Below are 22,351 nucleotides of genomic sequence, written 5' to 3' on the forward strand. Positions count from 1 at the left end.
CGCGGCGAAGGGTTTGCCGTTCGCGTAGTAGGCGGTACCGCCGACGGTGAGCTCCCGCCGCACGCCGAAATCAGCCAGCGCTTCCTCGAGGAGGATGCGCAGATCCTCCGGTCCTCTTCCCCCGAACATGCCAGGAACCCGTCTACTGGGGGGTCGGCTCGCAGCCCCTGGCCGGAGCCGTCTCTTGAAGCAATGATAACCCGGATGGTGATTTCTTTCACATGCCTGGACCTGAATGACGGGATGATCCGCCCGGCCCTCGCTCGCAGCGGTCGGGCGGCCGCCCTTCCGGGTACAACCTAACGACCGGACCAGGGAGGGGTGAGCATGGAACAGACGACGATGAAGCGCGTCGAGTTCAACATGTCCAACATCGAGAAGTGCCAGTGCGGTGTGTGCCCGGTGCAGACCAACAGCAGCTGCATCGCCGAGAAGTCCGAGAGGATGCGATCGATGATGGGGCCCGGTGCGCACGGGACGCCATCGCCGCAGGATGTGCCCGGGCTGTACTGCGCCACAGGCATCGCTACTTGCGGCGACCTCGACTACGAGCAGCCGTGTCTGTGTCCGCGGCAGTGCCAGGTCTACCAGGAGAACGAGTTGTCCGCCTACAAGTACTGTCAGCAGGGTAGCGCCGCCGACGTCGGCTGAGGGTGGAGGGATCCGCACGAACGCGCGAGAGGCCGCCCCGGTTCGGGGCGGCCTCTCCATCGCTGCCGAACAGCGACTTGCTTACTGGTTCCTTCCGGGCCCAGCAGGCGCGTTCGCGCCCGGGTTCCCGTCTCCCGAGAAGGCGCCGTTCAGGCGGCCTCGCTCCCGGACAGAACGCCGGAGCACGAGACCGAAGCAGCGGGACAGTCAACCACTACTCGGATCACCTCCTCGGTCACGGAAGGCCGTATCGCCTTCTCCTCCATCACCCTAGCAGGACGCGTGCCGAGGATGCAGTCTTGGATCGCCCGCGGATCAGCGAGAGGATATGGTTCCCGCCCCTCCTGACAGCTCGACCGCCGGCAAGACGTCCGCTCCCCGCGCTCGGGGGCAGCCTCGGTGCCGTCTTGCCCCGGCCTACCTGGGCTCCGAGCGGGACGGCCGGCCGTAGCCTTGCTGCTGCTGCTCCTAGGTCTCGCCGCCGGGCTGCTGCCGGCCCTGACCGGTCTGCGCGCCGATCCTCTGCCACCGCTGTCCGCCCCGGGCGCCTGCTCCTCCGCGCCTGGTCTGCCGACGCTCGGGTCCCCCGTAGCTGGTCATGCCCTTACGGCGCTCGTAGCCGGGGTAGCCCTGCGGTTGTTCGGCCGGCACCTCTCCGCCCGGCATCCGTCCGCCGGGCTGCTCGCGCTGCATGCCCACGTCCATCCCGTAGAACGAGCGGACGCTGCGCGACCAGTTCTCGTCGCTCCAATCGGGAGGGCTGTCCTTGTCGTATCGGGGCGCGTTCTGGAGCCGGCTCCCCTCGAAGTCGAGCATGAGACGTCCCGTGTCCATCTCGATGGAGAAGGACTGGATCGGCACGATCCTGTACTTCTCGCCGATGCCCAGCACGCCCCCGGTCGATACGATGGTCCACTGCGCGCATCCGGTCTGGACGCTCAGAACGAGGTCCTCGACCTCGCCGACGTGGTCTCCGTTGACGTCGAAGACGTCCTTCCCGAGGAAGCGTCGGGCCCTGAAGACCTCCTGTCCCGTCATCATCTGTGTTCTCATAGCCACCGCGGTCACCTCCGTTCGGTCCGGCGCCATCCGCGCCACGGACCTATCTCCCCAGGCTCGCGCGATGGCAATCACCCACAGAGAACGCGGTACGGCCCGCGCTTTGCAGGTGCTCCCGTAGCGCCGTCCGACAGCGGGGAGGCGGCCGCGGGCGTCGTGCCCGACAGGCAAGAGGAACGTCATGAGAGACCCTCGTCAGCTGGTCTTCCCGTTGCTCGCGGCGGTCGCCCTCGCGTGGACCCTCCCCCTCCTGCCGGGCTGCGAGCGCAAGGCGCCCTCGCCTGCCGACGAGCAGGCGGCGAGCACGAGGATCGCGCCGCACTTCGTGGACTCGGCCCCCGAGCACGGCGAGGAGTTCCTGCGAACGCCGGTCGAGGTCGTGGTGAACTTCGACCGTCCGCTCTCGCCCGGCTCGAGGATCGAGGTGACGCGGAAGTGGCGTGAGGCCGCGGGGGGGACGACCCGCCTGTCCGAGGACAGGTCGTCCATGCGCGTCTCTATCGCCGAGGACCTGCCCGGGAAGTACGAGGTCCAGTACACGGCACGCTGGCCGGACGGCTCCGAGGACGTCGGCAGGTTCTCCTTCTCCGTGGACCGGAAGCTCGGGCGGGAGTACGAGGACATGACGGGGCAGGCGCAGGTACGGGTCGTCCTGAAGGACTGCGCCTTCCAGCCGCCGTGGATCGTGGTCAGCCGGGGGACGATCGTGACGTGGCTCAACGAGGACGCCGAGGCGCACCCGGTTCGCAGCGACCCGCACGCCTCGCACGACCTGTTGGTCGGGCTGGACACCGGCCCCCTCGTGCCCGGCGCGGAGGCTTCCTACCTGTTCGACCGCCTCGGCGAGTGGCCCTACCACTGTCCGAGCCGCTACCCCGAGATGAGGGGGCGGGTCGTGGTGGTGGAGCCGCCCGCGGAGAGCGCTCCTGCGACCCGCGCCGTCCCCTAGCGCCCCGCTACCGCCGTGCGGGTGTGCTGCCCCGCTCGAAGCGCTCGTAGGCCTGCCTGAGCCCTCCGAGGACCTCGGCGGTCGTCTCGAACATCGCCTTGGCTTCGGGATCGTCCACGCACTCGACGTCGTGCCGCGCGTGGTCCATCGCCTCGCTCAGCATCCCCTTGATCCGGTCCACGTGGTACCGCGTGTCTCCCGGACGCTCGCACTGCATGGCCATCGTCGGCACTCCCTTCCGTTCCGTTCGTGCCGCTCCCCCTCACGCCAGCGGCTCGTCGGGCCGCATCGCAGGCGCCGCTCTCGCGGCCCGGCAGCGCTTCGCGGTCTCCCACAACGTGATGACGGCAGCGCCGAGCCCGAACAGCATCGCCACGAACAGCACGATCGAGCCGAGGATGGGCACGATTCGGATCAGCCACAGGATGAGCAGCCCCAGCAGCGCCGCCCAGACCGGCAGGACGGAGCCGCGCGCCAGAGCGCGGAGCGCGAGCGATCCGACGAACACCGCGGCGACCACCACCGCCACGGCCAGCGCGATGAGGTAGAGCGCCAGCAGCATGAGACCGATCCACCACCCGCCGACGAAGATGCCGATGATCAGCGTGATCATCGCCACGAAGGGCGTGCCGAAGAACAGTGCCGCGCCGATGCCGACGCTGGGTCCCGGCCGCACCCGGATCTCCTCGGATGAGGCCAGCGAGAAGTAGGGGAAGAGCAGCGTCACGAGGAGCGCCAGCAGCGCCATGCCGATGAGCCCGCGTATCCAGATGAGGAACCAGAACAGCACCGCGGCCGCCGGCCCGCGCTCCCGTTCGCGCTCGCGCGGAGCCTCACGGAACGTGACCTCGCCGCCGACGGCGCCCTCGGGGACGTCCTGTCGCCGCTCCGAGCGGTAGAGGAGGTCGCCCTCGATGCGGCCTCCGGGCTGGAAACGGATCCTGCCGGACGAGACGTCGGCGTCGCCGCCGACCGTGCCCCCGACCACCACGGAACCCGCGCCCGCTCGCAGATGACGCCCCACGTCGCCGCCGATGTTGAGCTCGCCGGTGCCGGCGAGCAGGTCGCGCCCTATCGCGGAGCCGCTGCCGATGCGCACCCGGCCGGCGCCGGCCACCACGTCCTCGCCGACCTGACCGGTGATCCCGACGTTGCCCGAGCCGGCTCTCACGCTGCCCCCGACCTGACCGGACACGTCGACGTTCGAGGAGCCGACGACCACGTCGCCGGTGACCTCACCGTCCACCGTGACGACGCTGGCGAACGCTATGAGGTCGCCGTCGATCCGCCCCTCGACGTCCACGGTCGAGCCGAAGACGTAGAGGTCGTCGCGGATCGTCTGCCCGGAGCGGATGACGACGCTGTCGCCGCTCCGGATCGTGGCCGCCTCGGCGGCCGGCGGCGCGAGGCCCGCCAGCACGAGCGCGAGCCCGAGTACGACGCACACGACGGTCAACAAGCGGAGCCGCAGCATCCCTGCCTCCCCTCATCGGGTGCTCCGGGCGTAGGTACCCAGGATAGGGGGAGAAGCGGCGGAGACTCAGGGGATCGAGCGCGTGGTGAGGGAGAAGGCGGAGGCGGAGTCGAGTCGGCCAGGACGGACTAGGGTGCCTGTCGCGGCGCGGCCAGCCACCCCCGCACCGCCCCCTCGACGCCCTCGCGTCCGGCGTCCACGGCCTCGGTGAACCGCTCGGGCAGCTCGTCGAGCTCGGCGAGCGGCTGCGGGACGCAGGCGGCCCCGGGCGCGATCTGCGCCACGCGCTTCACCAGGTCGACCCCGGTCATGCCCTTGAGGTCTTCCGGCAGCCAGTCGCGGTAGCGAAGGCCGCGCAGGGCCTTGAAGACGTCTACGCCGAACTTCGCCCAGTGCGCGGTCGAGACCACCAGCACGGGTGCGCAGTCCTGTGTGCGCTCGGCGACCTCCCACGCCACCGCCGTGTGCGGGTCGAGCAGGTACCCGCTCTCGCCGTAGACGCGCTCGATGACGGAGAGCGACTCGTCGTTGGTGACGAAGTCGCCCACGAAGACCTCGCGCATCCTCGCGAACGTCTCGCGGTCGACCTGGAAGCGCTTCTCCTCGGCGAGCTGGCGCATCCACTCGCGCACGGCCTCGGCGCCGGCGAGCTCGTAGAGCAGCCGCTCGAGGTTGCTCGAAACGAGGATGTCCATGCTGGGCGAGGGCGTGTTCACGAGCATCCGCGACGACACGTCGTACAGCCCGCTCGCGAAGAAGTCCGCGAGCACCTTGTTCTCGTTGCTCGCGCACACCAGCCGCCCGATCGGCACGCCCATGCGCCGCGCGTAGTAGGCCGCCAGTATGTTGCCGAAGTTCCCGGTCGGCACGCACACGTCGATGATCCCGCCGGGCGCGACCCCTCCGCCGCGCACCATGTCCGCGTACGCGCTCACGTAGTAGACGATCTGCGGCAGCAGCCGCCCCCAGTTGATGCTGTTCGCCGAGGACAACCGCAGGCGGTGGCGCTCGTGGAGCTCGGCGTTGAAGTCCTCGTCGGCGAAGGCGGCCTTCACGGCGGCCTGGCAGTCGTCGAAATCCCCGCGCACGCCGAACACGCCCACGTTGCTCCCGGTCTGCGTGACCATCTGCTTGCGCTGGATCTCGGAGACGCCCTCGGCGGGATAGAACACCACGATCGACGTGTGCTTCCGGTCGCGGAACCCCTCCAGGGCCGCCTTGCCGGTGTCGCCGGACGTCGCCACGAGGATCAGGAATCCGTCCTCGGTCTCGTGCCGGCGCCGGTCGGCCTCCACGGCCTCGCCGAAGAACAGCGGCATGCACTGCAGCGCCATGTCCTTGAAGGCGCTCGTCGGGCCGTGCCACAGCTCGAGCACGTGCATGTCGGAGCGGACCTCGCGCACCGGCGCGACCTCGGGCGTGTCGAACTTGGCGCCGTAGGCGGCGCGCATGAGCACGTCCACACGGTTGGGCGGCATGTCGACGCCGAAGCGCGAGAACAAGGCCGCTGCGCGCCGCCAGTACGGCCAGTCCGCGAAGGCGAGGATCTCGGGCAGCGTGAGGGCCGGCAGCTCCTCGGGCACGTACAGCCCGCCGCCGGCTGCGATGCCCTTGACGACGACGCCGCAGAAGGCGGGGCGGGTGGTGTCGAGGCCTCGGGTGTCGAGGTAGCGCGCGCTCTTCATGCGCGCATGGTAGCACGCGCCGAAGCCGGGCCGAGGGGGCGGAAGACAGGCTACGAGGAGGCGGCGCGGGAGATAGAGCCGCCGGCGTCCGCTCCTGTCGCTTGTGGGAATCATCCGGCAGCCCCGCAGACGGAGGAGGGAGCGCAGATGCGGCTGTCGAGATGGTTGCTGGCTACGATCCTGGTTCTCGGCGTCGTCGGCGCGGCCGGTTGTCCGGCCGAGGAGCCCGAGGAAGACGTGACCCGGGAGGAACCGACGCGGGAGGAGACCCCGCCCGTCGAGGCCCCCGAGGCGGTCGAGCCGACCGTCACCGTTCAGCCGCCGGTCTCGGTGACCGACGGCCGGGTCACGATCGACAGCGTGGAGGCGACCTCGCAAGGCTGGGTCGTGATCCACGCCGACGAGAACGACGCGCCGGCCGCCGACCTCGGGTACACGGCGGTGCAACCGGGGACCAATGAGGACGTCGTGGTCGAACTCGAGCGGGCGCCCGAGCCGGGAGAGAGGATGTGGGCGATGCTGCACCTCGAGACGGGTGTCATCGGCCAGTACGAGTTCCCGGACGGCGACCCGCCCGTGACGGTCGACGGCGAGGTCGTGATGACGCAGGTCGAGGTGGGACGGTAGCGACGGCAGGGGTCGCCGCGCCCCTACGCTTCGAACTCTCCGCGCAGCAGCTCCAGCATGACGTTGTCGCCCCACGAGCCGTCGGGCTGCTTCTCGTACTGGCGCAGGGTGCCGACGCGCTTGAATCCCACGTCCTCGAAGAAGCGGACGGCGCGCTCGTTCTGCGCCCCGGGCGCAGCCACCACCCGGTGGTGCCCGAGGTCCTCGAACAGGTGCTTCACGAGCGCCTTCACGGCCGCCGTGCCCACGCCGCGGTCCTGCATCCGCTCGGTCACGAACAGGTCCACCTGGGCGTGACGGTAGTCCGGGTCGGTGTTCTCCACGAACTCGATCGCCCCGGCAGGCTCGCCGTCCGCCTCGATGAGGTATACGCCCACCTCGTCGCCGAGGAACTCCGCGCGCACGCGCTCGTCGTCGTACATGCCCCACCACCGCGAGATCCCGGGCTCGCGCAGCATGTCCTTGAGCGTGTCGAGGTCCTCGGGGTTGATCTCGCGAAGCGCCACGCTCAGCCCTTCGGCCGTCCGCACCGGCCCTACGGTCGTCCCTGTCACCTGAGCCATCTCGCGACCACTCCTCCCGCTCGTCGTCCGATGAGGGTAGTTACCCGCTCGCATCGCGCCGCGCCTCGAGCTCCTCGAACTCGTCGGCCACGAGGTCCATCAGCAGCGCGTCGGCCCACCCGTCGGGTCTGCGCTCGTACTGCCGCAGGATGCCGACGGGCTTGAACCCCACCTTCTCGTACGCGCGTATCGCCCGCGCGTTGTCCGCGGCGGGGTCGATGAGCACGTGGTGGTGGCCTCTCTCGCGGATCAGGTAGCGCAGCAGCGTCCGCAGCGCGTCGGTGCCGAGCCCGCGGCCCACGTGCTCGCCGGCCACCGTGACGTCGACCTGCGCGAACCGGTAGTCGGGGTCGTCCTCCTCGGTGAACATGATGACGCCGGCGAGCCGCTCCTCGACCTCGATCGCGAGAACGGCCGCCTCCCGGGAGTCCAGCAACTCCGCCCGCACCCTGGCCTCGTCCCAGTTCAGCCACCAGCGCGCCACTTCGGGATGAGCGAACAGCGCCGCCAGCGGACCGGCGTCGGTCTCGAGCAACGGACGCAGGGTGACGTGCTCGCCTCGCAGCACGGGCGGCTCCGCCGGCCGCTCCCGTCCGGGTCGGCACGCCTCGCCCGGACGTCCCCCGAAGGCCGTCACGGCGCCGCTCCCTCCATGCAGAAGTAGTGGCCCGCCGGTCCGTAGTGCGCCCAGACGGGGCAGTCGCCGCAGATGCAGCCGCGGCTCTGCGGGAAGCACGAGCTGCGGCCCCGGGCGCAGAAGAGCGTCTCGCCGGCGTCCTTCATGCAATCGTCGTGCGTCGGGCACGCGGGGCAGATGCAGGCATCAGCGTTGCCGGGCTCGTCGGGTACCGGCATCGGTCGCCACTCCTCCCGTCCGGGTACCGGTTGTGATTCCCCGGATCGGCTCCGCTGTGGCGCTCCGGCGCGGCTCTGATACGCTTCTCCGATAGGGAAGGGGGCCCTCCGGCGGCGCAGGGAGCGTGATGTGAGACACGTGGTGGTGATACTGGACGGAGCGGCCGGCTGGCCGATCGAGGCCCTCGGCGACCGCACGACGCTGCAGGCCGCGGCGACACCTCATCTCGACGCGCTCGCCCGGGAGGGCGTCGTCGGTCTCGCCCGTACGATCCCGATCGGGGAGGAGCCCTCCTCCGCCGCGGCGTGCGCCTCGATCCTCGGCTACGACCCGGTGAGAGACCGCGTCGGACGCGGAGCGATCGAGGCCGCGAGCATGGGCATCGAGCTCGCGCCCGGCGAGGTGGCGCTGCGGCTGAACCTGGTGACGGTCGTCAACGGTGTGATGCGCAGCTACTCGGCCGGGCACATCACAACCGAGGAGTCCCACACCATCCTCGGCGAGCTCGCCGAGGAGTTCGCCGCCGACGAGCGCTTCGAGTTCCATCCCGGAGTGGCGTACCGGCACGTCATGGTCGTCAAAGGGCACCCGGAGCTGATGGAGACCGCCTTCACTCCGCCCCACGACATACCCGACAAGCCGGTGGCGGGCCACCTGCCGAAGGGCCCGGGCGCGGCGGTGCTGCTCGCGCTGATGGAGCGCGCCCGGCCTGTGCTCTCCGGCTCCGAGGTCAACGCGCGCCGCCGCAGCGCCGGCCGCTTGCCCGCCACCGACGTCTGGCCCTTCTGGCCCGGCGTCGCGCCAGCGGGGCTCGTCCCCTTCGGTGAGCTGCGGGGGGCGAGCGCCGCCCTGACCTCCGGGGTGGACCTGCTGCGCGGCCTCGCGACCTTGACGGGCATCGAGCGGCTCGACATCCCCGGCGTGACCGACGGTCCCGACAACGACTACACGGCGCAGGTCCAGGGCGCGCTCGCCGCCCTGGACGAGCACGACGTTGTGGTCGTACACGTGGAATCCCCCGACGAGGCCGGCCACGGGGGTGACGTGAGTGCCAAGATCGCCGCCATCGAGGCGATCGACCGCGAGGTCGTCGCCCGTCTGCGCGAGCGGCGAGGGAAGCTGCGCATCCTGGCGTTGCCGGACCACCCGACGCCCATCGCGCTGCGGACGCACGTGGACGAGCCCGTCCCGTTCGTCCTGCACGGTCCCGGCCTCACCGGGCCGAGCGCGGCGGCATACTCAGAACCGGATGCGGGGGGGACAGGCTTGGTGGTGGACCCCGGCAGCGAGCTGATGGGTATGCTGCTGCTGCCCTGACGCATCAGTTGAGGTAGAGCTCCGCGAGCTCGTGGGCCATCTCATGGTACCGGTCGTGGCCCGTGGGACCCATCACCTGGAACTCGTGCTGGCTGAACGCCTCCTCGAGGTGGCGCTTGGCATCCGGCGAGAGGCGCTGCTCGGCCATCGGGTAGACGACCTGCTCCTCCTCCTCCATGTGCTGAGCGACGAGCAGCGCGTAGTTGCGCGCGTACTCGCCGATGACGCGTCGGTGGTCCTCGTCTCCCTGGCCCCAGTCCGCCGCGGCCTGGCGCATGCCGGCGAGGAAGTTGCCGGCCATGGTGTGCTCGGCGACCATGACCGCGAGCGGTCCGCTGTCCGAGGGCAGACCCGTCTGGGCGATGGCCGGATAGAGGTAGCGCTCCTCCTTGGCCAGGTGACCGCGGAGGACGAACTCCTCGAGGTAGGTGACGACCTTGACGAGGTCGACCGGGTTCACAGGGCTGGCGCCGCCGAGCCGGTTCGACATCTCGGCCATGATGGCGAGCACGGTCTGGATGTCCTCGTGGTCCTGTCTCAGCTGGTCCAGGTAGCTCATCGCGTCTCCTCCCGGCGCGAGCTCGGGCGGCGGGCGGCTCGCGGGCGCGGCGCGGGGACGGCGCCGGTACGGATGGTTACCCCAACCGGCGGCTCTCCTCACGGAGGGATCCCGCCGGCAGCCGGCCGGAGGGGTGGCTGGTACGATACCGGCGGGAGGTGTACCCGGGTGCTGCTGCTGTGGTCGGCCCTGCTGATCGCGAGCCTGGCCGTGCTGGTGCGATCCGCCGGTGCCTTCATCTCCGGCGCCGAGGAGATAGGCGTCCGCCTCGGCATGCCGGCCTTCGCGGTCGGCGTGACCATCGTGTCGGTCGGCACCACGCTGCCCGAGATGGTCGCGTCGGTGGTGGCCGTGACGTCCGGCTCGCCGGAGATCCCGCTGGGCAACGTCGTGGGCTCCATCGTGACGAACGTCTTCCTCGTCCTGGGCGTCGCCGCCGTCGTCGGTGGCCGGCTGCACACCACCTACGAGATCGTGCGCGTGGACCTTCCTCTGCTGGTCGGCTCGGCGTTCGTGCTGGCCATCGTCGCCTACGACGGCTCAGTCACCCGTCCCGAGGCGCTGGTGTGCCTGGTCGGCTCGGTCATCTACGTGATGTACGGCATCGCGATGGCCCGTCGCCGCGAGGGGCTCTACGAGCGCCTCGAGGAGGAGATCGAAGCCGAGGTCGGGACCGGCCCCCTGCGGGCCCGCGCGTTCATCCTGCTCGGGCTCTCGGCGCTCGGCCTGTACTTGGGCGCCTCCTACACCGTCCGCTCCGTGGTCGAGCTGGCCGGGATCCTCGGGATCGGCAGCGAGATCATCGCGCTCAGCGTCGTGGCCCTGGGCACGTCGCTGCCGGAACTCACCGTCGCCGTGCTCGCCTCGCGAAGAGGCAACCTCGAGCTCGCCATAGGCAACGTGCTGGGGGCCTGCATCCTGAACGCGTTCGCCGTGGTCGGCGTCGCCGGTCTCGTCGGTCCGCTCGCCTCCGCCGAGGCGATCCGCCTCTTCGGCCTGCCGATGATGCTCGTGGCGGCGCTGCTCTACTTCTTCATGGCCGAGGACCGCGAGATCACCCGTTGGGAGGGCTGGCTGCTCGTGCTGATGTACGCCTTGTACGTGGTGAAGCTGTTCGGGTGGGCGTGACGCTCGGACCGGCGGGCGCGGTGCTCGAGCGCTTATCGCTTCGTGCGCGCGCGCTCGAGCAGCCGCTCGACCGCCGATGCGAACTCGGCGGGGCGCTCCTCGTGCGGAACGTGGCCCGTCCCCGCGAGCTCGGCGGCGTCGGCGCCGCGGATCGCCGCCGCGACCCTCGCCGACTCCTGTGGTGCGACGATCGCGTCCTCACTTCCGTACACGACGCTCACCGGCACCCGAAGCTCCTGCAGGGCCGGAGCCGCGCCGTCGGGTCCGGCGGCCGAGAGCTCCCACAGCGCGCGGTCCCAGTCCTGAGCGCGCAGCGGCAAGCGGTAGGCGGAGACGAGCTCCGCGGTGAGGGTTCGCCGGGCGTCGTGATGAGAGCGTTCCAGGACCCGTTGCGCGGCCGGGGGGAAGGTCCGCCGAATCGCAAGCGGCCCGTAGAAGCGCCCCCAGCGCGTGCGCATGAGCGGCCGGAGCAGGCGCGCCGCGAGCGTGCCGCCGCCGTCGAAGGCCGGGGCCTCGAGCACCAGCCCCTCTATGCGCTGCGGGTTGTCGAGTGCGGCTCGCACGGCGACGCCGGCGGCCGCCGAGTGGGCGACGAGCACCGCCTTGCCGACCCCGAGGTAGTCCATCAGCGCGACGGTCTGTTCGGCCGCCGACCCCGGGGCGTAGGGGTCCCCGGCGGGCAACGGGGGCATGGGGCGGGCGGTGAGCCCGAAGCCCGGTCGGTCGAAGGCGACCACACGGCGCTCGCGCGCCAGGCCGTCGATCACGGGCCGCCACGACGCCGCGTTCGCGCCGGAGCCGTGGAGCAGCACGAGTGCGGGCTCCTCGCCCTCGCCCGCCTGCATGTAGCGGAAGCGGATGCCGTCGACCACGGCGAAGCGGCTCTCCGCGCCCGCGAGCTCCATCGGAGGGACGGTGTCCGGGGCGGGGGGCAGCTCGACGACGAAGGGGACCAGGGCAGCGGCGAGGAGCGCCGCGCCCACCGGTGCCGCGACGACCTTCGACCACCTGTGCGCCATGGCTACAGCTTACCGGCGAGCAGACGGCCGAGCGAGCTCGCCCGGTCCTGCTCCAGCTCGCACATCTCCGGGTGCAGCCATAGGTCGGTCACGGCCAGCGAGCCCACCGTGCGCGTGCCCGTGCGCCCCAGCGCTCGCCGCAGCTCTCGCACCGGCCCCGTCGAGTAGCCGAAGAACGTCGCCAGCGGCTCGGGGGCGGAGCATGCCGTGATGATGACGGCGCGGCGGCTCCCCGTCGCCGGCACGCGGCCGTCGCCCCGCGCGCTCCCCTCCGTGAAGTAGCTGGACAGCCGGTCGATCAGCGCCTGCGTGGCCTCGTTAGGCCGCCGGAAGTACGAAGGCGTGCCCAGTATGACCCCGTCGGACGCGGCGACGAGGTCGGCCAGCGCGGGGAGGTCGTCGGCGATCTTGCAGCGTCCCGTCGCACGGCACATGGAGCAGCCCGTGCAGAACCGGATGTCGAGCTCGCAGAGGCGCACCCGGTCCACGTGGGCGCCCGCGTCCTCGGCGGCACGGGCCGCGGCCTCCACCGACAGGGTGACCACCCCACGCCTCGGGCTCGCGTCGATCGCGACGATCCTCACCGGGACCTCCCTTCGCCGGCCGTCCCCGGCCCGCTGCTCGCAGCCGCCGTCCCGCTTCGCGCCGGGATCCCTGCCGCGACGCGGTCGGCGGCATCGTCGAGCCAGTCGATCGCGGCGCGCGTCGGTGCCAGCGCGCCCTCCAGGGCGATGCGCGCGACGGCGTCCGTCCGCGTCCCCCGCGCCGTCACGGCGGCGGTCCGCTCCGCCAGCGCCGAACGCAGGGTATGCAGCCGTTCCTGGTAGCCGCGACGCTCCTCGGCGAGCAGCGCGAGGAACCGCGCGTCGTCAAGGCGGTCGGCGAAGAGCAGCTTCAGCAGGAACGGGTCGCGCACGACCCCCGGCTCGTCGGCCGAGGACAGCCACGCCTCCAGGGCCTCGCGGCCGGCGGGGGTGAGGGAGAAGAGCTTCCGGTCGGGCTTGCCGCGCTGCCGGACGCGCCTGACGGTGACCTTCCGGTCGCGGACGAGGCGGTCGAGCGTCCGGTAGACCTGCGCCTGGTCCGCGGTCCAGATCTGCGCGGCCTCGCGGTCGAAGCACTTGGTCTTCAGGTCGTAGCCCGACATCGGCTCTCTGTCCAGGAAACCGAGTATGGCGTGCTCGAGCGGCATCCACAGGCCTCAGAAGGCGGATATGACAAGACGAGTATATGTCAGCACATACATAATGCAAGGCTGAAGCTACTCTTGAGGATGCGCGGGATAAGCGCTGGAAGCCGTGCGGCGAGAACTCTTGAGTCAGGCTTGAGGACGCCTACATCGGCTGATGGGCGGGTCAGGGAGAGGCGCGGTCAGGCTGGCGGCCAGGATCACAGGATCGGCAGGTAGCGCTCCGTCTCGTAAGGCGTGATGCGGCTGCGGTAGTCCTGCCACTCGAGGCGCTTGTTGCGGACCAGCCACTCGAAGACCTGGTCGCCGAGCGCCTCCCTGACGACCTCGCTGCGCTCCATCTCGTCGATCGCCTCGTGCAGGTCCTCGGGCAGGGATCCGATGCCGGCGGCCGCGCGCTCGGCGTCGGTCATCTCGTAGATGTTGTCGGTGACCTCGGGCGGGAGGTCGTAGCCTTGGCGGATCCCGTCGAGGCCGGCCGCGAGCATCACGGCGAACGCGAGGTAGGGGTTGCACGCCGGGTCGGGCGAGCGGAGCTCGACCCGGGTCGCCTTCTCCTTGCCCGGCTTGTACATGGGTACGCGTACGAGCGCCGAGCGGTTGCGGTGCGCCCAGCAGACGTAGACCGGCGCCTCGAACCCGGAGACGAGCCGCTTGTAGGAGTTGACCCACTGGTTCGTGACGGCCGCGATCGCCGGCGCATGTCTGAGCAGCCCCGCCATGTAGGCTCGGCCGACGTCTGAGAGGTGGTAGTCGGATTCCGCGTCGTAGAAGGCGTTGTCGTCGCCCCGGAACAGTGACTGGTGCACGTGCATCCCGCTGCCGGCCTCGCCGTACATCGGCTTGGGCATGAAGGTGGCGTACAAGTCGTTGAGCTGCGCCACCTCCTTCACGACGAGCCGGTAGGTCATCACCTTGTCGGCCATCCGCAGCGCCTCGTCGTAGCGCAGGTCGATCTCGTGCTGGCTGGGTCCCACCTCGTGGTGGCTGTACTCCACCCCGATGCCGAAGTCCTTCAGCACGCGCACGGTCTCCTTGCGCAGGTCCACCGCCAGGTCGCGCGTGGTCATGTCGAAGTAGGTGCCGCGGTCCAACACCTCGGTGCCGGCGTCGTTGCGCAGGTAGTAGTACTCGAGCTCCGGTCCGACGTAGAACGCGTATCCCATCTCCTCGGCGCGTGCCAGGTTGCGCTTCAGCACGTAGCGCGGGTCGGCGTCGTAGGGCGTGCCGTCGGGCCGCAGTACGTCGCAGAACATCGTGGCGACGAGCCTGCCGCCGGTCCGCCAGGGCAGGATCTGCAGCGTGGCGGGGTCGGGCAGTGCGATCATGTCGCTCTCCTGGATGCGCGCGAAACCCTGGATCGAGGAGCCGTCGAAGCCCATCCCCTCGCCTACCGCGTTCTCCAGCTCGTCGGCGGTGATCACGAACGTCTTCAGGAACCCGAGGACGTCCGTGAACCACAGGTGGATGAACTCGACGTCCTTGTCGCGGATGTCGCCGATCGCTTTCGCGCGCAGCTTCTCCGGCATTCGCCGCACTCCCTCCGTCGCCGACGCTTCTCCCTCGTATGTCTATCACGTTCCCGGGTGTTACAGTAGCGCGCAGACCTGGCGCCCGCACCGGGTCGCCAGGATCGTCCGACGAGAGACAGGAAGGGATAGGGAAGCCGGCATGGGCAACATCTCGCGCCAGAACGCCAACGAGGCTCTCGAGACTTCGAACCGCTCCAGGGACTGGACCCCGCAGTCGGGGATCTGCACGCGGTGCCTCGACGGCTGTCGCGGAAACTGCGACGTCTTCAAGTCGTCCTTCCGGGGCAGGGAGGTCCTGTACCCCGGCCCCTTCGGCGAGATGACGGCCGGAGCCGACAAGGACTATCCCGTCGACTACTCGCACCTGAACATCCTCGGCTATGCGCTTGGCGCGAAGGGCCTGCCCGATGGCGCGGAGGGCACTCCCGACAACACGCTGTTCCCGTTCGTGGACACCGAGACCGGGTTCGGTACCGAGCACAAGGTCAAGATGAAGCTGCCGGTCTTCACGGGCGCGCTCGGTTCGACGGAGATCGCGCGCAAGAACTGGGAGCATTTCGCCATCGGCGCGGCCATCTCGGGGATCTCGCTCGTCTGCGGCGAGAACGTCTGCGGCATCGACCCGGAGCTGGAGCGCGGCTCCGACGGCAAGGTCACGCGCTCGCCGGACATGGAGCGCCGCGTCGAGCTCTACCGCCGCTTCCATGAGGGCTACGGCGACATCCTGGTGCAGATGAACGTCGAGGACACGCGTCTCGGTGTGGCCGAGTACGTGATCGACAAGCTCGGCGTCGAGACCGTCGAGCTCAAGTGGGGCCAGGGCGCCAAGTGCATCGGCGGCGAGATCAAGGTCGACACGCTGGACCGCGCGCTGGAGCTGCAGAGGCGCGGCTACCTCGTCACGCCCGACCCGAGCGACCCCGCGATGAAGGCCGCGTACGAGGATGGCGCCGTGCGGCAGTTCGAGCGCCACAGCCGCCTGGGCTTCATCGACCGCGAGGGCTTCGCGAACGAGGTCGCGCGCCTGCGCGCCCTCGGCGCCAAGCGCGTCACGCTCAAGACGGGTGCGTACTCCATGCGCGAGCTCGCGATGGCGATCAAGTGGTCCTCGGACAACAGGATCGACCTGCTCACCATCGACGGCGCGCCCGGCGGCACGGGCATGAGCCCCTGGCGCATGATGCAGGAGTGGGGCGTGCCGACCTTCTACCTGCAGGCCATGACGAACGACCTCGTCGAACAACTACGCTACCACGGAGGGCGGGTGCCCGACATCGCCATCGCGGGCGGGTTCTCCACCGAGGACCACATCTTCAAGGTGCTCGCCATGGGGGCCCCGCACACCAAGGCGGTCTGCATGGGCCGCGCGCTGATGATCCCCGGCTTCGTCGGCAAGAACATCGACCTGTGGATGAAGGCCCAGGACCTGCCGAAGACCGTCTCGAAGTTCGGCGACGTGCCCGAGGAGATCTTCGTCACCTGGGAGACGCTGAAGGCCAAGTACGGCGGCGACCTGAAGGACATCCCGCTCGGCGCTGTCGGGCTGTACACGTTCGCCGACAAGCTGCGCGTAGGCTTGCAGCAGCTCATGTCCGGCTCGCGCAACTTCTCGATCCCGGCCATCAGCCGCGCGGACCTCATCGCGCTCACGAAGGAGGCCTCGGAGGTCTCCGGCATCCCGTACGTGATGGAGAAGGACCGCGACGAGGCGGCGCGAATAATCGAGCGCGGCGAGTAGGCGCTCGCGCGGCGGGTCCCAGGGACCCGCCGCGTCTCCTCACACACCGCGGGTCCCGGCGCGCCGCCGTCACGCGCCGGGCCGGCGTCGACCCCCGAACTGGGCGGCGTGGAGGCGCGCGAACAGCCCCTCGGCGGCCAGAAGCTCGTCGTATGCGCCGTCCTGCACGATACGCCCCTCGTCGATCACCACGACCCGGTCGACGTCGCGCACGGTCGAGAGCCGGTGCGCGATGACGAAGGCGGTGCGCCCCTCCAGGATGCGGCGGATGCCGGCCTGGATGAGCGCCTCGGTGCGGCTGTCGACGGAGGCGGTCGCCTCGTCCAGGATGAGTACGGCCGGGTCGGCGAGCACCGCGCGCGCCAGCGCGACGAGCTGGCGCTGGCCGGTCGAGAGTGTGATCCCGCGCTCTCCCACGAGGGCGCCGAACCCCTCGGGCAGGCGCTCGATGAACGGCAGCGCCTGCGCGGTCCTCGCCGCCGCCCGCACCTCTTCGGCACTCGCGCCCGGACGGCCGTAGCGGACGTTCTCGTCGATCGTGCCGGAGAACAGGAACGGCTCCTGCAGCACGACGCCGAGGTTGGCGTGCAGCGAGGCGAGCGTCACGTCGCGGAGGTCCGTCCCGTCGAGCGTGACGACGCCGGTCGTGGGGTCGTAGAAGCGGGCGACGAGGTTCACCAGCGTGGTCTTGCCCGCGCCGGTCGGCCCCACGAGCGCGACGGACGTTCCCGGCTCCACCTCCAGGTCGACGTCGCGCAGCACGAGCGGCCCGTCCCCGTAGCGGAACGACACGCCGCGCAGCGCCACGCGCCCCCTCGCCCGCCCGACGTCGCGCGCCCCGGGGGCGTCGGCGACCTCGATATGCTGGTCCAGCAGGGCGAAGACCCGCTCACCGCCGGCCAGGGCGGACTGCGTCGCGGCGTAGAGGCCGGCGAGCTGGGTCACCGCGTTGAAGAACGAGCGCGCGTAGCCGAAGAAGGCCACCACGACGCCTATCGTGACGGCGTCGCGAGCCGCCAGCGTCCCGCCGTAGGCGACCACGAGCGCCGTCGCCATCGCGGAGATCACGGCCAGCGTCGGGGAGAACGCCGAGGAGACCGCCGAGGCGGCGACGTTGGCATCGCGGTTGGCTGCGTTGCGCTGCGTGAACTCGCCGCGGTTGCGCTCCGTGCGGTTGAACGCCTGCGCGACGCGGATGCCGGCCAGCTCCTCGGCCAGCGTCGCCGACACGTCGCCGATCGCCTCCTGGCGCTTGGCGAAGGCGCGTCGCGCGACGAAGCCGAACAGCCGGGTGGCGGCGAGCATGACCGGCACCACGAGAAGGGTCGCTGCCGCGAGGCGACGGTCCACGATCAGCATGCCGGCCAGGGTGGCCGCCAGACCCAGGGCCGCGCCCAGCACCCGCCGGAACCCCTGCGAGAGGAACGAGTTCACCTGCTCGATGTCGTTGACGAGCCGGCTCATCAGGTCGCCGGACTCCACCGTGTCGAAGAAGCCCACGGAGAGCCGCTGGATCCTGTCGAAGACCTCCTCGCGCAGCCGGTAGAGCCCCCGCTGTCCCACGGTGCCGAGGATCAGGATCTGTGCCCGCTGCGCCCACCATGCCGCCAGTGTCGCCCCGATGAGCAGCAGTGCGGGCAGTGTGAGCACGCCGGCGTCCGCGTTCGACTGCGCGCCGCGCACGGCGGCGTCGATGAGGCGGCCGGTCAGTGCCGGGGTCGCCGCGTTGGCGGCCGAGGACGCGATCAGCCAGGCGAACGCGAGTGCCAGCTGCGCCCTGTACGGCAGCAGGTACGCCAGCAGCCGCCCTACCGCCCGGGCACTGGAGCGCGGACGCTCCTCCTTGGCGAGCGAGCGAAGTCCGCCGCGGGGCATCAGCGTCCGCCGCCTGAGGGGCGCGGGTCCTCGGCCCCGGCGTCCTCGGGCGCCTCGCACCGCGGCGGCGGCAAGGCGGGGGCGCCGAGCTGGCTCGCGGCGATCTCCGCGTACACGCAGCTGCGCTCGAGCAGCTCGTCGTGCGTTCCGACATCGACCAGCCGCCCCTCCTCCAGCACTGCGATGCGGTCGGCGCGCCGCACCGTGGACAGACGCTGGGCGACGACCAGCGCGGTGCGCCCCTCCATCAGCTCACCGAGGTTCTCGCGCAGGGCGGCCTCGGTCTGGGCGTCCACGGAGGAGGTGGAGTCGTCCAGGATCAGTATCCTCGGGTCGACCAGCAGCGCTCGAGCGATGGCGATGCGCTGCCGCTGCCCGCCCGAGAGCCGCACTCCGCGCTCGCCGACCCGTGTGTCGTAGCGCCGAGGCAGCCCCATGACGAACTCGTCGGCCTGCGCCGCGCGCGCGGCGGCGCGCACCTCGGCGTCCGATGCTCCCGGGCGGCCGTAGGCGATGTTGTCGCGGACGGTGCCGGAGAAGAGCACGGAGTCCTGCATGACGACGCCGATCTCGCGCCGTAGCGACCCGAGCGTCAGGTCGCGGACATCGTGGCCGTCCACGAGGACCGCGCCTTCGCTGACGTCGTAGAAGCGGGGCACGAGGTTCACCAGCGACGTCTTGCCGGACCCGGTCGCGCCCACCACCGCCAGCGTCTCGCCGGGCGCCACCGTCAGCGAGACGCCTGCGAGCACGTCGAGGTCGCTGCCCGGGTAGCGAAGGGTGACGTCGCGGAACTCGACGCGGCCCTCGGTGCGGTCGAGCGCGTGCGCCCCGGGCCGCTCGACGACCTCCTCCTCGGCCTCGAGCACGTCGAAGAGCCGCTCCGCCGACGCTCCCGCGCGCGCGATCTGCTGCGCTCCGAAGCCGATGACGAACAGCGGCTGCAGCAGCAGGAAGAGGTAGGCGTTGAATGCGACGAGCTCGCCGACCGTGAGGGTGCCCGCGACGATCTGCGCTCCGCCCGCCCAGGTCACGACGCCGACCCCGATGGTCCCCACGCTGAAGAGCAGCGGGAAGGCGTTGGCGACGGTGCGCCTGACCGTCATGCCCTGTTCCAGCAGCGCCTCGTTCGCTCGTCGGAAGCGCTCGATCTCGTGCGGCTCGCGCCCGAAGGCGCGCACCACGCGCACGCCCGCGACGTTCTCCTGCAGCACGGAGTTGAGGGCGCCGAGCCGGGCCTGGAACCCCTTGAACATCGGGGATAGTCGGCCGACGAAGCCGAGCAGCACGCCCACCGTGGCCGGGATGACGGTGAAAGCCACCGCCGCGAGCCGCGCGTTCATCGAGAGCAGCAGCACCACCGCGCCGGCGAGGAGCAGCATCGCGGAGACGGCTTGGACGAGCCCGCCTCCGACGAACTCGCGCACCAGGTCGACATCGGAGGTGACCCGGGTGATCAGCTGCCCGGTCTGAGCCCTGTCGTGATACGAGAACGACAGCCGCTGGAGCTTGCCGAAGATGGCCTCGCGCATGTCGTAGGCGGCGCCGTGGCTGGCGCGGGCGGAGAGGTACCCCTGGACGAACGTGGCCAGCCCGCCGGCCACCGCGGCGGCGACCAGAGCGAGTGCGCCCGCCCAGATGACGCCCGAGGAACCCCGTGCGATGCCGCTGTCGATGACCCATCGCAGTATCTGTGGCGCGACGAGGTCCGCGGCCGACGCCGCCAGCACCGCCAGTACCGCGGCGCCGGCCTGCAGGCGGTATGCGCGCATGAACTTGAGCGAGAGAAGGAGCGCCCGGGTCATACCCCTCCGACGTCGTCACTCGTACGGACGGTCCGGCCGCCGCCTGCGGCAGGGTGCGGGCGCGCCGTCCGTCCGAACCCGAATACTACTACCGAAGGGACGCCGTCCCCCTCGCGGGAGGCCGGGAGGCGCCCCGGACGCGGAACGGCGGGGCCCTGGGGCCCCGCCGTTCCGCAAAGGGAGGGAGGAAGGTAGGAATGGTGTCCGAGGATCCTCCTGGGCTAGGTCACGCGTGCCACTCGCGCGACAGAGCCTGCAGGACCCTGCGGAGATCCTCCGGGCCGATCTCGCCATGCGCGAAACGCAGCCTTGCGAGCGCCACCGCCGGATCACTGGGATCCGGGCTCACGGTTCCGGCGTCCGCGTGGCTCGTCACGGTGCGCTGCGCACGCGGCGACCGGAGCCACATCCCGAGGGCGGCCACGGAGAAGGCCATCAGCAGGGCGCCCAACAGCATACCCTGCTGCACCGCTTCCATGATCCCCGCCGCACCCGCCTGACCGACCATCGCAGGACCTCCTCGACCATCTTCCTGGCAGCATCTTCTCAGCACGTTGTGACCCATGCGTGCCCTGGATGTGTGGAGGTTGTGGAGCCAATCACAAGAAGCGTGAGCACACTTGGGAGACGGGGCGTCGGCGTGAATACACCCGGGAGACGGGCGTCACGCCTCCGCCGGCGAGACCTCGGGAACGTCGTCGTCCTTATGCGCGGCGCGCCTCACCGGCGCGGACGTCGTCAGCGCGACGCCGGCTACGATCACCGCCGTCCCCGCCAGCATCCAGCCGTCGAGCGGCTCGCGCAGGACGAGCCATCCCAGCAGCACCGCCACCGCCGGGTTCACGTAGGCGTACGTCATCACCTTGGATGCCGGCGCATTGCGAAGCAGCCACATGAACGCGGTGAACGCGAGCGCCGATCCGACCACCGTCAGGTAGGCGAGGGCGGCAAAGCCCGTGGGGGTGACGTGCGCCATCCTGGGCGCCTCGCCCAGCGCCAGCCCGAGGACGAGCAGGAGCGCGCCGGCGGTGAGCATCTCGAAACCGGTGGCGACGGTCCCGTCGGTCTTGATCGGCTTGCGCTTGGAGTACATCGAGCCGGCGGTCCAGGTCCACGTCGCGAAGAGCTGCAGCCCGATGCCGAGGAACTCGAGCCCGCTGCCCTGTTCACCGGCGAGCCTCGGGTACATGAGCAGGCCGAGCCCGGCCAACCCGATGACCAGCCCCGCGAGCCCGCGGGCCGTCGGGCGGTCCATGCCGGGAAGCAGCCATTCGGCCCCGGCCGTCCACAGCGGCACGACGGCCACGATCAGCGCGGACAGACCGGAGTGGATGTACTGTTCGGCGAGCACCGTGAAGTACATCCCGCCACACAGCAGCAGCACCCCGACGACCGCTACGACGCGGTACTCGCCCGGCCGCATCCGCACCCGGGTGCCGCGGAGCCTCGCGAGCGCGAAGAGAAGCAGGCCGGCGGAGGCCATGCGGATGCCGGAGAACAGCGTCGGCGGCATGTCGGCCTGCAGCCCGATCCGGATGGCGAGGTAGGTCGAGCCCCACACGACGTACAGCGTCAGGAACGCGGCGACGAGCTTGGCGCGATGCGGGATGCCTGGCGAGCGGGCCATGGGTCTCCTCGGCTCCGTCCGGACGACGGGAGCCCACAGCATACCCGAGAAGCGCCGCTCCGCGTCCCGCGGCGCGCGCCGGATGTCGGAGGGGCGTGACTCGGGCCGCTCCCCGCGCTTCGGGTATAGTCCGGCCATGCCGACGTACGAGTACCCCAGGCCCGCCCTCACCGTCGATGCGGTCGTCCTGCGCGGGAGCCCAGGCTCCCGCGAGGTGCTGCTCGTGCAGCGCGCGCAGGAGCCGTTCCTCGGCATGTGGGCGCTGCCGGGCGGCTTCGTGGACGAGATGGAGCCGCCGTTGGCCGCGGCGAGGCGCGAGCTGGCCGAGGAGACCGGTGTCGAGCTCGACGGCCCCTTCTACCAGGTCGGCGTGTTCGGCGAACCCGGCCGGGACCCACGAGGCTGGGTGGTCTCGGGCGCCTTCGTCGCCGCGCTGCCCGACCCGGCGCCGGAAGCCAGCGCGGGCAGTGACGCCTCGGACGTCGGGTGGCATCCCGTGAACGCCCTCCCGCCGCTGGCCGCCGACCACGGGCGCATCATCGCCGAGTCGGTCCGGCGCCTCGAGCGCGAACTGGAGCCCTGGACGCACCTCACCGCACCGTAGGAGGCGACGCGGGGAGAGCGCGCCGCGAGCGGGTCGGTAGACGCGTTGACACTCCGGGCTCCGCGTCCGTATCCTGTTAGGTCACAACCACACA

The 22,351-nt window shown here is 70.8% G+C and carries 23 protein-coding genes; 7 read left to right on the plus strand and 16 right to left on the minus strand.

Annotation, left to right across the window (positions count from 1 at the left end):
- Positions 1 to 327 precede the first annotated feature (327 nt).
- Positions 328 to 651, plus strand: coding sequence for a DUF2769 domain-containing protein (locus IBX62_08435; GenBank protein MBE0477107.1), 324 nt, complete (start codon positions 328 to 330; stop codon positions 649 to 651).
- A 468-nt stretch (positions 652 to 1,119) separates the two neighbouring features.
- Here the strand turns inward: IBX62_08435 and IBX62_08440 are convergent, their stop codons facing one another.
- Positions 1,120 to 1,710 carry a PRC-barrel domain-containing protein gene (locus IBX62_08440; GenBank protein ID MBE0477108.1) on the minus strand — a complete coding sequence of 197 codons (591 nt, stop codon included), beginning with the start codon at positions 1,708 to 1,710 and terminating at the stop codon, positions 1,120 to 1,122.
- 181 nt (positions 1,711 to 1,891) lie between these two features.
- Here IBX62_08440 and IBX62_08445 point away from each other — a divergent pair, with 181 nt between their 5' ends.
- On the plus strand, positions 1,892 to 2,659 hold the full coding sequence (locus tag IBX62_08445; GenBank protein ID MBE0477109.1) for a copper resistance protein CopC: 768 nt from the start codon (positions 1,892 to 1,894) through the stop codon (positions 2,657 to 2,659).
- Positions 2,660 to 2,666: 7 nt separating this feature from the next.
- On the opposite strand, the gene IBX62_08450 is transcribed toward IBX62_08445, so the two are convergent.
- From IBX62_08450 to IBX62_08460, 3 genes are all read right to left on the minus strand, one after another.
- Positions 2,667 to 2,876 (minus strand): hypothetical protein, encoded by a 210-nt coding sequence (locus IBX62_08450; protein ID MBE0477110.1) that lies wholly within the window; start codon positions 2,874 to 2,876, stop codon positions 2,667 to 2,669.
- Positions 2,877 to 2,921: 45 nt separating this feature from the next.
- Positions 2,922 to 4,133: a hypothetical protein gene (locus tag IBX62_08455; protein MBE0477111.1), complete on the minus strand. Its 1,212-nt coding sequence runs from the start codon at positions 4,131 to 4,133 to the stop codon at positions 2,922 to 2,924.
- A gap of 128 nt (positions 4,134 to 4,261) precedes the next feature.
- On the minus strand, positions 4,262 to 5,818 hold the full coding sequence (locus tag IBX62_08460) for a threonine synthase (protein MBE0477112.1): 1,557 nt from the start codon (positions 5,816 to 5,818) through the stop codon (positions 4,262 to 4,264).
- A 147-nt stretch (positions 5,819 to 5,965) separates the two neighbouring features.
- On the opposite strand from IBX62_08460, the gene IBX62_08465 reads away from it, so the two are divergent.
- Positions 5,966 to 6,445 (plus strand): hypothetical protein, encoded by a 480-nt coding sequence (locus IBX62_08465; GenBank protein ID MBE0477113.1) that lies wholly within the window; start codon positions 5,966 to 5,968, stop codon positions 6,443 to 6,445.
- 23 nt (positions 6,446 to 6,468) lie between these two features.
- Here IBX62_08465 and IBX62_08470 read toward each other — a convergent pair whose 3' ends face one another.
- The 3 genes from IBX62_08470 to IBX62_08480 form a co-directional block, all read right to left on the minus strand.
- Positions 6,469 to 7,008: a GNAT family N-acetyltransferase gene (locus IBX62_08470; protein ID MBE0477114.1), complete on the minus strand. Its 540-nt coding sequence runs from the start codon at positions 7,006 to 7,008 to the stop codon at positions 6,469 to 6,471.
- Between the two features lie 40 nt (positions 7,009 to 7,048).
- Positions 7,049 to 7,576: a GNAT family N-acetyltransferase gene (locus IBX62_08475; protein ID MBE0477115.1), complete on the minus strand. Its 528-nt coding sequence runs from the start codon at positions 7,574 to 7,576 to the stop codon at positions 7,049 to 7,051.
- A gap of 65 nt (positions 7,577 to 7,641) precedes the next feature.
- A complete protein-coding gene (locus IBX62_08480; GenBank protein ID MBE0477116.1) occupies positions 7,642 to 7,863 on the minus strand; it encodes a DUF2769 domain-containing protein in 222 nt (73 codons plus the stop codon).
- A gap of 130 nt (positions 7,864 to 7,993) precedes the next feature.
- Here IBX62_08480 and IBX62_08485 point away from each other — a divergent pair, with 130 nt between their 5' ends.
- Positions 7,994 to 9,181, plus strand: coding sequence for a cofactor-independent phosphoglycerate mutase (locus IBX62_08485; protein MBE0477117.1), 1,188 nt, complete (start codon positions 7,994 to 7,996; stop codon positions 9,179 to 9,181).
- Positions 9,182 to 9,185: 4 nt separating this feature from the next.
- Here the strand turns inward: IBX62_08485 and IBX62_08490 are convergent, their stop codons facing one another.
- On the minus strand, positions 9,186 to 9,740 hold the full coding sequence (locus tag IBX62_08490) for a hemerythrin domain-containing protein (GenBank protein MBE0477118.1): 555 nt from the start codon (positions 9,738 to 9,740) through the stop codon (positions 9,186 to 9,188).
- A 72-nt stretch (positions 9,741 to 9,812) separates the two neighbouring features.
- Between IBX62_08490 and IBX62_08495 the strand changes: the two genes are divergently transcribed.
- Positions 9,813 to 10,868 carry a calcium/sodium antiporter gene (locus tag IBX62_08495; protein MBE0477119.1) on the plus strand — a complete coding sequence of 352 codons (1,056 nt, stop codon included), beginning with the start codon at positions 9,813 to 9,815 and terminating at the stop codon, positions 10,866 to 10,868.
- A gap of 32 nt (positions 10,869 to 10,900) precedes the next feature.
- Here the strand turns inward: IBX62_08495 and IBX62_08500 are convergent, their stop codons facing one another.
- The 4 genes from IBX62_08500 to IBX62_08515 form a co-directional block, all read right to left on the minus strand.
- Positions 10,901 to 11,887, minus strand: coding sequence for an alpha/beta fold hydrolase (locus IBX62_08500; GenBank protein ID MBE0477120.1), 987 nt, complete (start codon positions 11,885 to 11,887; stop codon positions 10,901 to 10,903).
- A 2-nt stretch (positions 11,888 to 11,889) separates the two neighbouring features.
- Positions 11,890 to 12,471 (minus strand): flavodoxin family protein, encoded by a 582-nt coding sequence (locus IBX62_08505; GenBank protein MBE0477121.1) that lies wholly within the window; start codon positions 12,469 to 12,471, stop codon positions 11,890 to 11,892.
- Entirely contained in the window at positions 12,468 to 13,079 is a 612-nt protein-coding gene (locus IBX62_08510; GenBank protein MBE0477122.1) for a PadR family transcriptional regulator, read from the minus strand. Before IBX62_08510 ends, IBX62_08505 begins: the two co-directional genes overlap by 4 nt.
- Positions 13,080 to 13,276: 197 nt before the next feature.
- On the minus strand, positions 13,277 to 14,605 hold the full coding sequence (locus IBX62_08515) for a glutamine synthetase (protein ID MBE0477123.1): 1,329 nt from the start codon (positions 14,603 to 14,605) through the stop codon (positions 13,277 to 13,279).
- 142 nt (positions 14,606 to 14,747) lie between these two features.
- Here IBX62_08515 and IBX62_08520 point away from each other — a divergent pair, with 142 nt between their 5' ends.
- On the plus strand, positions 14,748 to 16,346 hold the full coding sequence (locus IBX62_08520) for an FMN-binding glutamate synthase family protein (GenBank protein ID MBE0477124.1): 1,599 nt from the start codon (positions 14,748 to 14,750) through the stop codon (positions 16,344 to 16,346).
- 69 nt (positions 16,347 to 16,415) lie between these two features.
- Here the strand turns inward: IBX62_08520 and IBX62_08525 are convergent, their stop codons facing one another.
- The 4 genes from IBX62_08525 to IBX62_08540 form a co-directional block, all read right to left on the minus strand.
- Positions 16,416 to 18,221 carry an ABC transporter ATP-binding protein gene (locus tag IBX62_08525; protein MBE0477125.1) on the minus strand — a complete coding sequence of 602 codons (1,806 nt, stop codon included), beginning with the start codon at positions 18,219 to 18,221 and terminating at the stop codon, positions 16,416 to 16,418.
- On the minus strand, positions 18,221 to 20,026 hold the full coding sequence (locus IBX62_08530; GenBank protein ID MBE0477126.1) for an ABC transporter ATP-binding protein: 1,806 nt from the start codon (positions 20,024 to 20,026) through the stop codon (positions 18,221 to 18,223). Before IBX62_08530 ends, IBX62_08525 begins: the two co-directional genes overlap by 1 nt.
- Positions 20,027 to 20,252: 226 nt before the next feature.
- Positions 20,253 to 20,534, minus strand: coding sequence for a hypothetical protein (locus IBX62_08535; GenBank protein MBE0477127.1), 282 nt, complete (start codon positions 20,532 to 20,534; stop codon positions 20,253 to 20,255).
- Between the two features lie 156 nt (positions 20,535 to 20,690).
- Complete coding sequence (locus IBX62_08540; GenBank protein MBE0477128.1) at positions 20,691 to 21,653, minus strand: EamA family transporter; 963 nt, start codon at positions 21,651 to 21,653, stop codon at positions 20,691 to 20,693.
- 136 nt (positions 21,654 to 21,789) lie between these two features.
- Between IBX62_08540 and IBX62_08545 the strand changes: the two genes are divergently transcribed.
- Entirely contained in the window at positions 21,790 to 22,257 is a 468-nt protein-coding gene (locus IBX62_08545; protein MBE0477129.1) for an NUDIX hydrolase, read from the plus strand.
- Positions 22,258 to 22,351 lie beyond the last annotated feature (94 nt).

The organism is Coriobacteriia bacterium (assembly GCA_014859305.1).
Classification (GTDB): Bacteria; Actinomycetota; Coriobacteriia; order Anaerosomatales; family Kmv31; genus Kmv31.

Bases quoted from the DNA above. Each gene is read 5' to 3' on its own strand.
- IBX62_08435 (MBE0477107.1), top strand. From the start codon at position 328: ATGGAACAGACGACGATGAAGCGCGTCGAGTTCAACATGTCCAACATC.
- IBX62_08525 (MBE0477125.1), bottom strand. From the start codon at position 18,221: ATGCCCCGCGGCGGACTTCGCTCGCTCGCCAAGGAGGAGCGTCCGCGC.
- IBX62_08540 (MBE0477128.1), bottom strand. From the start codon at position 21,653: ATGGCCCGCTCGCCAGGCATCCCGCATCGCGCCAAGCTCGTCGCCGCG.
- IBX62_08535 (MBE0477127.1), bottom strand. From the start codon at position 20,534: ATGGTCGGTCAGGCGGGTGCGGCGGGGATCATGGAAGCGGTGCAGCAG.
- IBX62_08530 (MBE0477126.1), bottom strand. From the start codon at position 20,026: ATGACCCGGGCGCTCCTTCTCTCGCTCAAGTTCATGCGCGCATACCGC.
- IBX62_08465 (MBE0477113.1), top strand. From the start codon at position 5,966: ATGCGGCTGTCGAGATGGTTGCTGGCTACGATCCTGGTTCTCGGCGTC.
- IBX62_08480 (MBE0477116.1), bottom strand. From the start codon at position 7,863: ATGCCGGTACCCGACGAGCCCGGCAACGCTGATGCCTGCATCTGCCCC.
- IBX62_08490 (MBE0477118.1), bottom strand. From the start codon at position 9,740: ATGAGCTACCTGGACCAGCTGAGACAGGACCACGAGGACATCCAGACC.
- IBX62_08510 (MBE0477122.1), bottom strand. From the start codon at position 13,079: ATGCCGCTCGAGCACGCCATACTCGGTTTCCTGGACAGAGAGCCGATG.
- IBX62_08470 (MBE0477114.1), bottom strand. From the start codon at position 7,008: ATGGCTCAGGTGACAGGGACGACCGTAGGGCCGGTGCGGACGGCCGAA.
- IBX62_08455 (MBE0477111.1), bottom strand. From the start codon at position 4,133: ATGCTGCGGCTCCGCTTGTTGACCGTCGTGTGCGTCGTACTCGGGCTC.
- IBX62_08500 (MBE0477120.1), bottom strand. From the start codon at position 11,887: ATGGCGCACAGGTGGTCGAAGGTCGTCGCGGCACCGGTGGGCGCGGCG.
- IBX62_08520 (MBE0477124.1), top strand. From the start codon at position 14,748: ATGGGCAACATCTCGCGCCAGAACGCCAACGAGGCTCTCGAGACTTCG.
- IBX62_08545 (MBE0477129.1), top strand. From the start codon at position 21,790: ATGCCGACGTACGAGTACCCCAGGCCCGCCCTCACCGTCGATGCGGTC.
- IBX62_08515 (MBE0477123.1), bottom strand. From the start codon at position 14,605: ATGCCGGAGAAGCTGCGCGCGAAAGCGATCGGCGACATCCGCGACAAG.
- IBX62_08445 (MBE0477109.1), top strand. From the start codon at position 1,892: ATGAGAGACCCTCGTCAGCTGGTCTTCCCGTTGCTCGCGGCGGTCGCC.
- IBX62_08495 (MBE0477119.1), top strand. From the start codon at position 9,813: ATGGTTACCCCAACCGGCGGCTCTCCTCACGGAGGGATCCCGCCGGCA.
- IBX62_08460 (MBE0477112.1), bottom strand. From the start codon at position 5,818: ATGAAGAGCGCGCGCTACCTCGACACCCGAGGCCTCGACACCACCCGC.
- IBX62_08450 (MBE0477110.1), bottom strand. From the start codon at position 2,876: ATGCAGTGCGAGCGTCCGGGAGACACGCGGTACCACGTGGACCGGATC.